At 66.3% G+C, this 14,197-nt stretch carries 11 protein-coding genes; 3 read left to right on the forward strand and 8 right to left on the reverse strand.

Annotation, left to right across the window (positions count from 1 at the left end):
• The first annotated feature begins 4 nt into the window (after positions 1-4).
• Genes CKW06_RS14550 through CKW06_RS14560 form a run of 3 tightly spaced genes read left to right on the forward strand, consistent with a single transcriptional unit; the run spans position 5 to position 3,969 of the window.
• Positions 5-2,476 (forward strand): TonB-dependent receptor, encoded by a 2,472-nt coding sequence (locus CKW06_RS14550; RefSeq protein WP_024957825.1) that lies wholly within the window; start codon positions 5-7, stop codon positions 2,474-2,476.
• Entirely contained in the window at positions 2,463-3,263 is an 801-nt protein-coding gene (locus tag CKW06_RS14555; RefSeq protein WP_024957824.1) for a ChaN family lipoprotein, read from the forward strand. The genes CKW06_RS14550 and CKW06_RS14555 overlap by 14 nt, the downstream gene beginning before the upstream one ends.
• Positions 3,256-3,969, forward strand: coding sequence for an energy transducer TonB family protein (locus CKW06_RS14560; protein WP_024957823.1), 714 nt, complete (start codon positions 3,256-3,258; stop codon positions 3,967-3,969). The genes CKW06_RS14555 and CKW06_RS14560 overlap by 8 nt, the downstream gene beginning before the upstream one ends.
• On the opposite strand, the gene CKW06_RS14565 is transcribed toward CKW06_RS14560, so the two are convergent.
• The 8 genes from CKW06_RS14565 to CKW06_RS14600 all read right to left on the reverse strand — a co-directional run bounded on the left by CKW06_RS14565 (position 3,966) and on the right by CKW06_RS14600 (position 14,021).
• Positions 3,966-4,400, reverse strand: a complete 435-nt coding sequence (locus tag CKW06_RS14565; RefSeq protein WP_005410065.1) for a RidA family protein — start codon at positions 4,398-4,400, stop codon at positions 3,966-3,968. The genes CKW06_RS14560 and CKW06_RS14565 overlap by 4 nt on opposite strands.
• Before the next feature lie 180 nt (positions 4,401-4,580).
• Positions 4,581-5,483 (reverse strand): cation diffusion facilitator family transporter, encoded by a 903-nt coding sequence (locus tag CKW06_RS14570; protein WP_024957822.1) that lies wholly within the window; start codon positions 5,481-5,483, stop codon positions 4,581-4,583.
• Positions 5,484-5,511: 28 nt separating this feature from the next.
• Entirely contained in the window at positions 5,512-7,800 is a 2,289-nt protein-coding gene (locus CKW06_RS14575) for an Orn/Lys/Arg family decarboxylase (RefSeq protein WP_005410067.1), read from the reverse strand.
• A gap of 20 nt (positions 7,801-7,820) precedes the next feature.
• Positions 7,821-9,173, reverse strand: coding sequence for an arginine/agmatine antiporter (adiC, locus tag CKW06_RS14580; RefSeq protein ID WP_005410068.1), 1,353 nt, complete (start codon positions 9,171-9,173; stop codon positions 7,821-7,823).
• A 76-nt stretch (positions 9,174-9,249) separates the two neighbouring features.
• A complete protein-coding gene (locus CKW06_RS14585; protein ID WP_024957821.1) occupies positions 9,250-10,683 on the reverse strand; it encodes a DcaP family trimeric outer membrane transporter in 1,434 nt (477 codons plus the stop codon).
• Between the two features lie 512 nt (positions 10,684-11,195).
• Complete coding sequence (dsbG, locus tag CKW06_RS14590) at positions 11,196-12,038, reverse strand: thiol:disulfide interchange protein DsbG (RefSeq protein WP_005410070.1); 843 nt, start codon at positions 12,036-12,038, stop codon at positions 11,196-11,198.
• A gap of 30 nt (positions 12,039-12,068) precedes the next feature.
• Entirely contained in the window at positions 12,069-12,872 is an 804-nt protein-coding gene (locus CKW06_RS14595; protein WP_024957820.1) for a TlpA disulfide reductase family protein, read from the reverse strand.
• Between the two features lie 81 nt (positions 12,873-12,953).
• Positions 12,954-14,021: a GlxA family transcriptional regulator gene (locus CKW06_RS14600; protein ID WP_005410072.1), complete on the reverse strand. Its 1,068-nt coding sequence runs from the start codon at positions 14,019-14,021 to the stop codon at positions 12,954-12,956.
• Positions 14,022-14,197 lie beyond the last annotated feature (176 nt).

Raw genomic sequence — 14,197 nt, forward strand, 5'->3', positions numbered from 1 at the left:
CCCGATGCTGTGCCCCCGCCCCCTTGTCCTCGCCCTGTCGCTGGCCTGCGCCAGCACCGTTCCACTGCTGCCAGACAGCGCCCACGCGCAGGCCGCCACTCGAAGCTACGATCTTCCCGCCCAGCCACTGGCCGCCGCGCTGGACGCCTACAGCCGGCTGACCGGTGTAGATCTGGTGATCGGCGCGGCGCTGCCTGCCGGTCATTCGGCGCCTGCGCTGCGCGGTGACTTCGACGATGCGCAGGCCCTGACGCGCCTGCTGGCGGGCAGCGGCCTGCGCCCGCGCTTCGTGGATGCGCGTCGTGCCGCCCTGGAACCGGCGCCGGCTGAACGTACCGATGGCAGCCGCCGCACCGGCCCGCTGCGGGTGCAGGGCACAACCACGCACGGCCAGGCGCCGGGTGCCGGCGCCAGCCAATATGTACCGGCCACCCGCGATGGCTTTGCGCCCACGGTCGGCAGCGAGCGCGTGGCGATGGCCGAACGCCAGGAAGGCAACAGCCTGCTGCGCTCGATGCCCGGCACCCACAGCTTCCATTCGCGCAGCCAGCCGGGCCTGCAGGTCAACATCCGCGGCATGACCGGTGCCGGCCGGGTCAACACCATGATCGACGGTGTCACCCAGACCTTCCGCAACAATGCCGGGCATGGCTCGGGCGGTCCGTTCGCCTATGTCGATCCTTTCCTGCTGGCCGGCGTGGACGTGCAGCGCGGTGCGGTCGCCGGTGGTGATGGCGCGGGCACGCTGGCCGGCAGTGCCAACTTCCGCACGCTGGATATCGACGATCTGCTCGATGAGCGCCGTGACTGGGGCCTGCGTGCAGGCTATCGCCACGGCAACAACGGCTACGGCAGCGGCCGTACCTTCGCCGGTGCCTGGCGCCACAGTGAAGAGGGTGGCGACCGCCAGTTCGGCCTGCTGGCGGCTGCCAGCAGCAGCCGCAGCAGCGAATACGCAACCGCGCGTGGGCAGAAGAACAACGCCGACCCGGGCAGCCAGCAGCCCAGCAGCTGGCTGTTGAAAGCACGCCTGCAGCCCAGCGACCAGCACCGGCTGAACCTGAGCCACATGCGTTACGAAAACGACTTCTACCACAACTATCCGTGGCAGATTTCCGCGCGCAACCAGCGCGCCAGCTACCACTACACACCCTATTCGCCGTGGATCGACCTGCGTGCAACCTTCGCCGGCAACAAGACCCGGCTGTTCTATCCGCCAGTGGAGGATTCCAGCTACATCGGTCGCCGCACCCACAGCAGCCTGAGCAGCTGGACCGTGGACAACACCAGCCGCTTCGACATCGGGGCACTGCAGGCGCGCTGGAACACCGGCATCAAGCACCAATCGGACATCTATGTGGCCGACACCCCCGTCCTGCGCGGTGCCAACCCGCAAGGTCGCAGCCAGCTGGACAGCGTGTTCAGCACTCTGGAGCTGCAGTACGACATCTACGCGCTGACCGCCGGCCTGCGCCAGGACCGCTTCGGCATCCGTGGCCACATCCCGGTGTGCTCGGATGTGCCCGGCCAGTGCGCGGAGATCAATGGCGGCGGCATCGACGTGCGTCGCACCGAGCGCGCACTCAGCCCCAGCCTGGCGGTATCCTGGCAAGCCACCGACTGGCTGCAACTGTTCGCAGAAGCCTCGCGTACTTCCCGCCCGCCGCGGGTGCAGGAGATGTTCTTCGAGAAGATCCCGCTGGAAGGCATGAGCGACGCCGATGGCGTGGGCGCCAACCCGTTCCTGCGCCGCGAGCGCTCGCGCAACCTGCAGTTCGGTGCCAACCTCAGCACCGACTCGCTGCTGGTCGACGGTGACCTGGCACAGCTGCGGATCACCCGCTTCGACAACCGCATCCGCGACTACATCAAGCCGCAGTACCTGCTGATCGTGCATCCGCCGGAAGTGGAACCGTTCGTGGTGCCGATCGACAGCGATCCGCAACTCACTGCCTGGACCGATGCGCTGGACGTGGACGACTTCAGCACCACCACGCGCTGGATGAACCACCCCGGCGTGGTGCGCATGCGCGGTATCGAACTGGAAGCGCATTACGCCAGCGAGCACTACCACGCCACGCTGAGCTGGACCCGCTCGCACACCAGTGCGCCGGCCATCGAGTTCGTCAACCTGGAAGACATCACCGCCCTGCCCGACCGCTACTGGACGCTGGACGTGGGCGGCCGCTGGTGGCAGCAGCGCGTGCAGGCCGGCCTGCGCGCCGAGTACTCCGGGCCGACCGAGGAAGGCTACGACTTCTTCCAGACCCGCAAGACCGGCGGCACCGGCGTGCTGCTCGACTTCTACGCCAGCTTCAAGCCCCAGGCCAACACCACGCTGTGGCTGAACATCGAAAACCTGCAGAACAAGGCCTATGACAACAATGCCTCGATCGACAGCATCTTCAGCCCGATCCTGGACCGCGGCAACGGCCGTGGCCGTACCGTCTCGATGGGCGTCAATGTGGCGTTCTAGCCGTCGCTGGCTGCCCGTATGCCTGCTCGCGCTGGCGACCGTGGCCAGCGCGCAGTCGATGCCTGGCTCAGTGATCGACCTGGCCAACGGCCGGCACCTGGACGAAGCCGCGTTCGTGGCGCGTGCGGCGGACGCCCGGAGGCTGATGCTGGGTGAGCGCCATGACCTCGCCGGAGACCACGCCGCCCAGCGCTGGCTGCTGCAGGCGCTGCAGCGGCGGCGCCCGCAGGGTTCGCTGGTGCTGGAAATGATCGCCAGCGAGCGCCAGCCACGCCTGCAGCGGGTGCAGCGCTGGCTGGCCAAGGGCAACCAGGCCGAAGGTGCACGCCTGCAGGAACTGCTGGAATGGGATACGCGTTGGCCGTGGGCCGCGTATGGCGGGCTGGTACAGGATGCTGCCGATGCAGGCACGCCGCTGTTCGGCGGCAACCTGTCGCGTGCCGAGGTCAACGCGCTGCTCGCGTCCACCAAGGGCGTACGGTTCCCGGTGGCCGCTGCCCGCCAGCGCCTGTCGGCGGTGGTGCTGGCCCAGCACGCAGACGCAGCACCGATGCTGGAAGGGATGCTGGCCGTGCAACAGGCCCGCGACACACGCATGGCACAGGTGCTGCTCGATGCGCCCGCGCCGGCGCTGCTGGTAGCGGGGCGCTGGCATGTACTGCGCGGTACCGGGGTACCGGGCTACCTGTCACCGGCTACGCCTGCGCTGGTGATCGCATTGGCTTCGCCGGGTGAAACCGTGGATGCGGCGGATGCCGATCTGCTGTGGGTGCTGGACGATGAGTGAGCGCGGCCAACACTGGCAGGCGATCGCGATCACCGCCGTCCTGCACCTGCTGCCCTTGCTGCTGTTGGTGCACTGGGTGGCAGCGCCGCCGATGCTGCCGCCGCCGGAGCAGGACGTGCGCATCAGCCTGCGCCTGCTGGCGCCGGCCACGCCGCCACAGCCCGTAGAGGAGCGCCAGGCCGACGCCCCCAGCCAGGCGCAGCAGGCGCGCGCATCGCAACCGGCAAAGTCGCCCTCGCCACCGAAACCCACCGCCGCGCGCGAGGGCGAGTTGGCCGCCAGCGAAACGGGCGGGACGGGTCGAACGCCGCTGCCGGTCGCCCCGCCGGCGGCCGCGACCGATGCCAGTCCCGCACCGGCATCGATCACGGCCGCTCCGCCCGCTCCAGACTCGCCACCGGCGGACTTCCAGGCCGGCGCCGCCAGCGACCAGTGGGAAGCCCGCCTGATGGCACGGCTGGAGCGTTACCGCTATTACCCTGCCGCCGCACGCTCGCGCCGGCAGCAGGGCACTGCCTGGGTCAGGGCCAGCATCGACCGCGAAGGCCGCCTGCTGGCTCTGCGGCTGGAACAGTCCAGTGGCCAGCCGATGCTCGATGACGCTGCGCTGCAGACCTTCCGTCGCGCGCAGCCGCTACCACCCATTCCCGATGAACTGAAGGCACCACAGGAACTGGTGGTGCCGGTGGAGTACTACCTGCGCTAGGCGGCGTAGGCCTCCGCCTCGATCTCGAACAGCATGCCGTCCAGCGCCAGTCGCGGCACCGGGATCAGCGTGCAGGTGGGCGCCGCACGATTCGGCCAGCGTCGCCGCACCTGGTGGGCAATGATGCCCAGCCGGTCCTCATCGTGGCCGACCACCAGGATGCGCAACCGCGCCACATCAACCAGGCTTGCCTGCGCCGAGCGCAGCGCGGTCTGCAGGTTGTCCAGCGCCTGCCCGACCTGGTCCTCGAAGCTGGGCGAGAGACGGCCCTGCGCATCTTCACCGCCCTGCCCGGCCACGTGGATCACCCGTGCCGGCAGGCGCACCACCGCCACGTGTGAGTAGCCGTTGGCCGAAGGATCGTAGAGGCCCGGTGGATTGAACAGCTCCAGCAGGCCATGGCTGAAGTCCGGTGTGGTCAGCAGGTTCATGCCGCGCGCCTCGTGGGGGTTGCCGGCAGTCTGTGACCTCAACCCCGGTTGAGGTCAAACGGATCCGGTGCAACAGACCGGTCTGCCACGCGCAACGATCACGCGATCCCGTGGAATCGAGCCTGCTCGACTTCCGCTGACGAAAAGCAGTCGAGCAATCTCGACTCTACAGAAGCGTGGTCACGTCCACGCCGGGTCTGCGGTGAAATCGATGGTCAGCCAGAACGTGCTGCCCCGAGCATCCAGCCTGACCGCGATCTCGTCACGCATCGCATCGACCTCGCCCACCGAGCCCAAGGGCGTAGCCGGATCGGTCAGCACATGGATTTCGATGAAGCGCATCCGCCCCATCTTCGCCACGTGGCTGGTGAAACCGGCATAGCCACGCTCGGCCACGAATGCCTGCATGACCTGCTGCACGCGCCGGTCCAGATCATCCGGCGCCACCTGGAGTACTTCGCGCATGGCCTTCCACGCACTGCGCGCCGGTACCGGCAGTACCGCCAGGCTGATCAATGCCAGCACGATCGAATCCAGGTACGGCACCCAGTGGTGCCACTCACCGCCATGCAGGACCAGGGCCAGTACGAAGGCCAGCACTACCGCCAGGCTCATCAAGCCACCCAGCAGCCAGCCCCGTACATCCAGCCACAACAGCGCCGAGCGCAGGCGCCGCGCCCGCTGGGCGACGAACGCCGCCATCGCCAGGTTGCTGGCACTCAGCAGCGCCGCCCACCACAGCGCGGGCCCGAATTTCACCTCGTGTCCGCCCGTGGTCAAACCGATCACCGCGTTGGCCAGCGCATACACGCAGGCCAGCGACAGGATCACACCGCCCAGCGCCTCGACCATCGGCTCCAGGTGCCAGTAGCCGTACTGGAAGCGCGGGCTCTGTTCCCGCGCCACCAGCCGCAGCACCGACAACGACACCAGGGTCAGGGCAACGTCGACCAGGCTGTACACACCGTCGAACAGGATGGCCTGCGATCCCACCAGCAGGCCACCGCTGAAGCCGACCACGCTGACCGCGATGGTGACCCCGATCGAGAACTTCAGGATGCGTTGCTCGCGCGCGGTATCCATCGTTCGCCGAAGGGCAGACCGTCGCCGGTCAGGCCTTCAGTACCTCCACCTTGTACGAGGTCACATCGCCGTCGTTCTCGATGATGAGCCCGTGCACGTCCGACTCGAAGCCCGGGAAGCGGGCATTCTGCTCACGGGCGATGCGCAGCGACTGGATGATCGGCTCATCGCTGTCGCCAAAGCGCTCGCCCGGCATGATGGTCGGAATGCCCGGCGGGTACGGCACCAGCATGGTCGCGGCGATGCGACCACTGACCTGCTCGATGTCGACCCGCTCGATCTCGCCCTTCACCAGGTGGTTGTAGGCATCGGCCGGGGTCATCACCGGCGTCGGCAGATCCACGTACATCTCGCGCATCACCTTGGCCACCGCGAATTCCTGGTTGAACGCATGCAGCGCGTCGCACAGGTCACGCAGGCCCCAACCGGCGTAGGCATTCGGGTAGTCGGCGGCCAGCGTCGGCAGTGCCTGGCTGAGCGGCGCGTTGCGGTCGTACAGTTCCTTGAACGCCATCAGTTCGGTGACCAGGGTGCTCCACTTGCCCTTGGTGATGCCCATCGAGAACAGGAACAGCACCGAGTACAGGTTGGTCTTCTCCACGGTGATGCCGCGGCCCCACAGGAACTTGCTCAGCACCGCCGCCGGAATGCCCAGCTTGCCCATGCTGCCGTCCATCGCCAGGCCCGGGGTCAGCAGGGTCACCTTGATCGGGTCGATCAGAACATAGTCATCCACCAGGTTCTCGAAGCCGTGCCAGTGCGCATCCGGCTGCAGGTACCACTCCTCGCGCTTGGCCACCATCGGTGCCGGCGTATCGCCCTTGTCCAGACTGCGCTCGACCTGGGTCGGTTGCCACACGCTGAACCACCAGTCGTCGCGGCCGAGGTCATCGCGGACATGCAGCATCGCGCGGCGGAACGCGATCGCCTCGTCATGCATTTCCTGCACCAGCGAACGGCCGGCGTCGCCTTCCATCATCTTCGAGGCCACATCACAGGCCGCGATCACTCCGTAATGCGGGCTGGTCGAGGTGTGCATCATGAACGACTCGTTGAAGCGCTCGGCATCCAGGTTGCGCTGCGCCGAGTTGCGCACGTGGATCATCGAGGCCTGCGAGAACGCGGCCAGCAGCTTGTGCGTGGAATGCGTGGTGAAGATGATCGCATCCTGCTCGCGCGGCTTGCCCTTGGCCATGCCGTAGTGGTTCTCGTAGAACGGATGGAACGCAGCGTAGGCGTACCAGGCTTCGTCGAAATGCAGGAAGTCCACCGCGCTGCCGATCTCGTCGGCGATCTTCTCGGCGTTGTAGCACAGGCCATCGTAGGTGGAGTTGGTCACCACTGCGATGCGCGGCTTGGAGCCGGCCTTGTAGGCCTTGCTGGCCAGCGGGTTGGCGGCGATACGCTGCTGCAGCGACTCGGGCGTGAACTGGTCCAGGCTGATCGGGCCGATGATGCCATGCGCGTTGCGGCTGGGGGTGAAGTACACCGGCACCGCGCCGGTCATGATCAGCGCGTGCAGCAGCGACTTGTGGCAGTTGCGGTCGACGAATACCACGTCGCCGCGGGCCACTGTGCCGTGCCAGACGATCTTGTTGGCGGTGGAGGTGCCGTTGGTGACGAAGAAGGTATGGTCGGCACCGAAGTTGCGTGCCGCCTCGTTCTCGGCGTCCTTGATCGGGCCGGTGTGATCGAGCAGCGAACCCAGCTCCGGCACCGAGATCGACAGATCGCTGCGCAGGGTGTTCTCGCCGTAGAACTGATGGAATGCACGGCCGACCGGCGATTTGGTGAACGCCACGCCGCCGGCATGGCCCGGCGTATGCCAGGAATAGTTCGACTCGGCCGCGTGATGGATCAGCGCCTTGAAGAACGGCGGCAGCAGGTTCTTCATGTAGTCTTCGGCCGCGCGCATCACCTGTCGCGAGATGAAGCTCTTGGTGTCTTCGAACAGGAAGATGAAGCCGTGAATGTACTTGAGCAGCTTGCTCGGCACCTTCTCGATGGTGCGGCGCTCGCCGTACAGGAACACCGGCAGGTTGGCGCGGCGCGCGCTCTGCTCGCGCAGGAAGGCGGTCAGGCGCTGGAACTCGCCATCCACCTCTTCGCTGCCATCGATCGAGATCAGCACCGCCGACGCCGCCACGTAGGTGCGGGCACCGGCACGGGCATCGTCCAGGTTCAGGCCGCACAGCACGCGCTGGTCGTTGCTGCGCAGCTCTTCCACCAGGGCGCGGATCAGGATGCCGCCGATGCGCGGCGACTCGTAGTCGTTGTCGATGACAATGACCGGGTAGTCCAGGGACTTGAAGTACACGTTGATTCTCCTTGTCTAACTCAGGAACGCTGGGCGCCGGCGCTGATCGCCGAGGCCTCGCGGGCGCGCTGCCGCTGCTGGCGGCGCTCCTCGCTGAAGAAGGGATAGAACACGGTGATGAACAGCACGAACAGGAACGCGTACTGCACGATGGTTCCCGACGAGCCGTAGATCGCCCACAGGCAGTAAACGACGGTCAGGCTGGTCAGGGTCCAGAACGCACCGGTGTGGACCAGGGTGTGCGAGCGCTCGACCACGAAGTAGCAGGCCACGCACGAGTAGATGTAGGGCAGCAGGGTCAGCACCACCGCCGCCGATGTGATCACGTCGAACTGTGCCGACGCGGTTTCCGAGGTGGAAGTGACCAGCACCGCCAAGGTCATCAGCACGGCCACGATCAGTACGCCCTTGACCGGTACGTCGTCCTTGTTGGTCTTGCTGAAGATGCTCGGGAACAGGCCGTCATCGGAGGCCGCCTTGGCGCTCTGCGCGGTCAGCAGGATCCAGCCGCCCAGCGAACCGGCAGCGCCGATGAAGGCACACAGGCTGACCAGCGCACCGCCCCAGCCACCGACGGCCTTGGCCGCAGCCAGTGCGAACGGCGCATCGGAAGTCTGCAGTTCGCCATTGGGCACCATGCCCATGATCACCGAGGAGCTGGCGATGTAGGCGATGGCGGCCAGGAACACACCCGCCAGGGTGGCGCGGGCCACGTTCTTTTCCGGGTTCTCGACCACACCAGCGGTGACCGAGGCCGACTCGACGCCAATGAAGGCCCACAGCGTCAGCGCCGCGGCGCTGGAGATCGCGCCGAAGTTCGATTCGCCGGACACGTTGTAGGCGCCCTTGAAAATGTCGGCATCGAAGAAGAACCAGCCGAAGATGGCGATGCCCAGGATCGGCACCAGCGCAAAACTGGTGGTGACGGTCTGCACCCGGCTGACGAACGCCGGACCGATCACGTTGGCGAAACTCAGCGCCCACACCAGGATCAGCACCGCGATGCAGCGCACCAGCGGCTCGGACAGGATCGGGAAGAAGTAGCTGAAATAGCCCACTGCCGCGATCGGAATGGCGACGTTGCCGATCCAGTTGGCGAACCAGTAGATGGTGTTGGTCTGGAAGCCCATGTAGGGCCCGAACCAGTCGCGCGCATAGGCGTACGGGCCGCCCGCCTTGGGTGCCAGCTTGCCCAGCTTGGCGAACACGAAGGCCAGCAACAGCGCACCGGCGGTAGTGATCAACCAGCCCCAGATCGAGGCGGTACCAATCTTGGCCAGGCTCGATGGCAGCAGGAACACGCCTGAGCCCATCATGTTGCCGGCGACGAGGAAGGTGGCTCCGACCACCCCGATTTTCTTTGCTTCTGCCATGACAATCTCCTGTACTGGCATGAGCCCGGTACAACCGGGCGTTGGGACGGTTACGCTGGCGTACGACCGCTGGCGCTTATTTGATGAAGTTGTATTGCAGGCTGCCCTGCACCCGGACCGTGTCGCCGCGTGCGCCGCCCTGCTGTTCCAGGCGGCCGTACAACAGCTCCATGCCCATCGTCCAGGACGGCGCGGGGCTCCAGATCAGGTTGAATACGCCGTACCGGCTCTGCCGGAAGGCATCGGCCGCCAGTGCGGCATTCCGCTCCAGGGTCAGCTGGCCGAAGATCAGGTTCGATCGCCACAGCTCGGACCAGTAGTGGGTATAGCCGACGAAGCCGCCGTGCAGGTCCAACGCGTCGAGGCGGCCATCGACACCGACCACCGCGTCCAGCCCGGAGCCGGTCAGGTCGGCGGTATAGCGGCTGAGGCCGCGTCCTCCCAGCGCACCGAACAGCAGCAGGTCGCGCTCGCCCACCGAGGCCGAGCCACTCAGCTGCAGGCCGCCGGCCATTCGCCGGTCGCGCTCGCCATCGCCGTCATAGGCCAGGCTGCGCGCCACCGCGCCCACCTGCAGGTGGCCCCAGTCGCGCTCCATGCGCGCGGTCACGGTTACGTCCGGCAGACGGTTCACCGCAGCCCGCTCATCACTGGCACCGGCAAGTTCAGTCTTCGGGTCTTCGGCCGCCACGGTCAGCGTGTTGCCCTTGCCCATCGTGAAGCTGTGGTGGATGCCGGCCACCAGCAGATAGCCGGCGCCGCCCGGCCCGGCGAAGTCCAGCGTGTCGGGCAGGCTGTCCGGGTCCATGAAGCTGGAGTAGCCATAGCCGGCATAGGTATTGCCGAGCTGTCCATACGCATGCCGCAGGCGGAACTCGTAGCCATCGCTGCTGCCGAAGAAGTCGTTCTCCAGATAGAAGCGCAGGTTGCCGTGCGTGGTTGGACGCCGCGCCTCGAAGCTGAAGCGGGTCTGCTTGGCGTGGATGTTGAAGTTGGAGACATCGCGGTGGCTGCCGCCCACCGGCATCGACGAGGGAATGAACTGATCCTCGTCGCCGGCCGCGCGCGAATCGGCGATGGCATCCAGCTTGGCGTAACCGCCGATGCGGATCACCGTATCAGTGCCGGGTATGGCAAAGAACCCCTTCAGATCCGGGTCGGTCGGGCCCGCCGCACTGTCCGGTCGCGATGCCGCAGTGGACGGATCAGCGACCGAATCGCGCTGCGGCAGTACCGGCTGCGCCACACCCGGCACCTGGGTGCGATGGATCACGTCGGAAGGGGCGGCAGAGGCCATCGGCGCCATTGCAGGCGCGGCTGTTGCCTGCACAGGCGCAGCATCGCGCTGCTCAAGCCGGTCCAGCCGTTGCTGCATGCGTTCCAGCGCCTGGCGCATGGCGGCCATCTCGCGCCGCAATGCCTGCGCATCCTCTGCATCACCCTGTTGAGCGTACGCCGGCGTGATCGCCAGTGCCCCCAGGCATGCCAGACTCAGTACGGCCAAACGCATTGCATCCTCCCCTGACGAACACTCGCATCACGGTTCCGGAGCGCATGCATGCGCCGCCCTGGCTTCGCGTTGCCGTTGCTGGAAATGCGGGTACTGCGTCGACGACATCGGCCAGCCTGCGCAGGGCAGGCAACAGGACGATGACACTGCCCCGCCTGCACCCATGTCGACTCCATCAAGGCCGCGCTGCCAGAGAGGTGGCGACCGCAGCGGTCTGGGTAACAAGCACAGAGTGAGAGTGTCGTGAATGGCTGTGCCGGCCGACCCTGATCAGGGCGTGGCGAGCGCGGCATCCATCGCGCATTGACGCTGTATTCCATGCGTCAAAGGCTAGTCTGTTTGTCGCTTTTGGCCTTGATTGGAATCAAGGCACGATGCTTGATCTCAGTCACGATTCAGACGTGACGACGAACAGACAATGCGCAAGCGGTTGTGTTCGCCTGTGGCAGGAACGCAACAGGCCCGCATGTCACCATGCGGGCCTGTGGTCTACATCATCATGCAGGCGTGGATCAGCGCGGACCAAGCACCGTCTGCAGGTCGTCGCCCTGCGGCAATCCGGCCCGGCGCTGCACCTGGCCCTGTGCATCCTGGAACAGGATGCCCGGGGTGCCCTGGAACCCCATCTCCAGCATCAACACCTGGTTGGCGTCGAGCTTGCCGGCGATCTCGCGGCTGATGTTCGGCAGCGCTTTGATGCCGCCACGGTCGAACTGGTGTTCGTTCTCCAGCAGCGCCGCGCTCGGATCACGTGCGGAGAGGATGGCTGCGGCCTTGGCCGGACTGTCCTCGCGGATCACACCCACCATGATGTGGCGCAACTGTACCTTGCCGGCGTCGACCCACGGACGGGCCGCCTCCCAGAACTTGTGGCAATACGGGCAGTTGGCATCGCTGAAGGTATAGACCACGCGGGGCGCGTCGGCCTTGCCATCACGTACCCAGGCGCTGGCTTCGAGCTTGGTCCACATTTTGGCCGACATCGGTGCGGCAACCAGCTTCTCGACCGCTTCGGCAGCCACATCATTACCTTCGGCATCGAACAGGCTGCCCACCAGTACGTGCTTGCCATCGGCCGTGACATAGGCCGCTGCAGGCTGCTGCCCTCCCACCACGCCAGCAAAACCGCGCAGGCCGTCCGGCGCATCGAACTCGGCAACGACCTCGAAGCCGTGCTTCTCGATGCCCTTCAGCACCGCTGGACGGTCGCCCTTGGCGGCAGATGCCGGAGCAGTCGTCGCCGATGCCGTGGCGGCCTTGCCCGGCGGCGTCTGTGCCTGGCTGCAGGCGGCCAATGCCAGCATGACCGGCAGCAGGAGCACCGCCGGGGCGGTGCGCAGGGAAATCGACAACATGGGAACTCCGTAGTGAGATGCCCGCGCAGGCTACCGCAGCCGGCGCAGTTTGTGTTCAAGGCCGGCCGCAGTCAGTTCGCCCAGGTGCAGTTCACGCAGGCGCCCATCGGCGTCGAAAAAGAGCGTGGAAGGATATGCCTGAACGCCGAGCACGGTGGAAGCAGCAGCGTCATCATCCAGCAGCACGTTGCCCAGCATCAGTCGTTCGCCGGCCAGGAAACCCTGGACCTCATCCAGGGTTTCACCCTGGTTGAGGAATACGAACTGCACGTCATCATGTGCCTGTTGTGCCGTCGCCAGCACCGGCATCTCACGCCGGCAGGGCCCGCACCATGTGGCCCACAGATTCAGCACCAGCGGCTTGCCGCGGAACTGCTGCAGATCGATACGATCGCCTTGAAGGTCCGCCACCTGCAGCGCCGGCAACGGCATCTGCCGCTCCTCCCATGCCGACAGCAACTGGCCACCAGCGACCCAGAACAACACGCCTACCAGTGCGCTCGTCAGCACCGGTGCACGCAACTGACGCCACGGCCGCAGACGCCATAATCCCCACGACAGCCCGGCCACCAGCACCACCATCAGGTGATAGCCACCATCGGTGACCTGCAGAATGCTCCAGGGCTCCGAACGATAGAGCGCGAAATTCAGCACAACAAAACTGACACGACCACACAGCAGGCCGATCAGCAGCATGTCCAGCACGATGCCTGCTGCCGACGGCAGCGGCATTCCCACTGCCCTGCGCGGCCAAAGACGGGCAACGATCATGGCCAGCAACGTGCACATCAGGATCAACACCACCGGCATCGGTACCGGTCCAACACTCGACATCAGCCCACCTGTTCAAGTTCCACTGCCTGCATGGTCAAAGCGTCACGCCCAGGTTGCAAGCGCTCGCCCGCCCCCCCATGGTCAGGCCGCACTCCGCCCCAACTGCATTCCGGGGGACGCCTGCAGGCCGCGCAGACTTCCGGCCACCGACGGCATCAACGGTCGCTCCCGCCGCTTGCAGTTGACGTGGCGGCGATAGTTGGCCGGTGTCATGCCCACGATGCGGAGGAACAGACGCCGGAACGCGCTCTGATCAGCGTAGCCCACCCCCCAGGCCACCTCCTCGATGCCTGCGCCCTGCTGCAGCAGGGTCTGCGCCTTGGCAATGCGCAGCCGTTGGCAGTATTCGATCGGCCGCAGACCGGTCGCTCGGAGGAAGCGCCGCTGCAGGGTGCGCGGTTCCAATCCGGAAACCTCGCAGATTGCGGCCAGAGTGGCTCCTCGTGCGGCAGTGGTATGCAGCCAGCGCTGGGCCTTCAGCACATCGCGGTCACCGTGGGCGAAGTTGGCACTGAAACGCTCAAGATCCTGCTGGATTCCTGCGGGCACGACGATCCCGAGCTGTTGCGCGACCGCGCTCGCCACGCCCTGCCCGTGCAGCCGGTACAGCAAACGCAGCCCGAGGAAACGCCATGCCTGCGATCCGCCAACCGTCAGCAGATCGCCATCGTCGACCAGCGCCCGCTCACTGGGCACCCAGCTCACCGCCTGCGCCTGCAACCCTGGATGTCGCCCCAGATCGGGGCCGCTGACCGTTCTTCCGGCCAGCAGTCCCGCACGGGCCAGTACACCGACCCCGTCGCTGGCAGCAGCCAGCAGGCTGCCCCCGTCATAATGGGCCCGCAACCAGTCCAGCAGGACCTCCTCGGCGCGCAGACAGGCTCCGGGGCTGATCTGGCCGGGAACCGCGATCACCGCGGGAATGGCGGCGTCGAGCATTTCAGCACCCGCGATGCGGTGTACACCGGTCTGGCTGGCGGGAACGATCCAGCGGGTGACAAGCACACGCTTGAAGGGTCGGCGCTGCTGTTGGGCCAGGCGGTTGGCGACGTGGGCCATTTCGGCCAGCACAGAGGCGGCGGAGGGGTCCCCTCCCGGATATTCGACCACCGCAACCTCTACGAATGCTTCGTTCCTGACTCCCTCCACAGACCACCTCCTCGGTTCGTTGCAGGCCATCGAACGGCCGGTTCAGGCGAAGGGTAGGAACAGGCCCATCTGCGGGGCTATGAAGAAAGTTGCAAAGTGGGCTGAATGCGCGCACCGAGCTGAAGCCTTGACTCTCGACCAGACTCCAGGCTTCACAATGGCCGGCAGGATCCGCA

Source organism: Stenotrophomonas maltophilia, assembly GCF_900186865.1.
Classification (GTDB): Bacteria; Pseudomonadota; Gammaproteobacteria; order Xanthomonadales; family Xanthomonadaceae; genus Stenotrophomonas; species Stenotrophomonas maltophilia.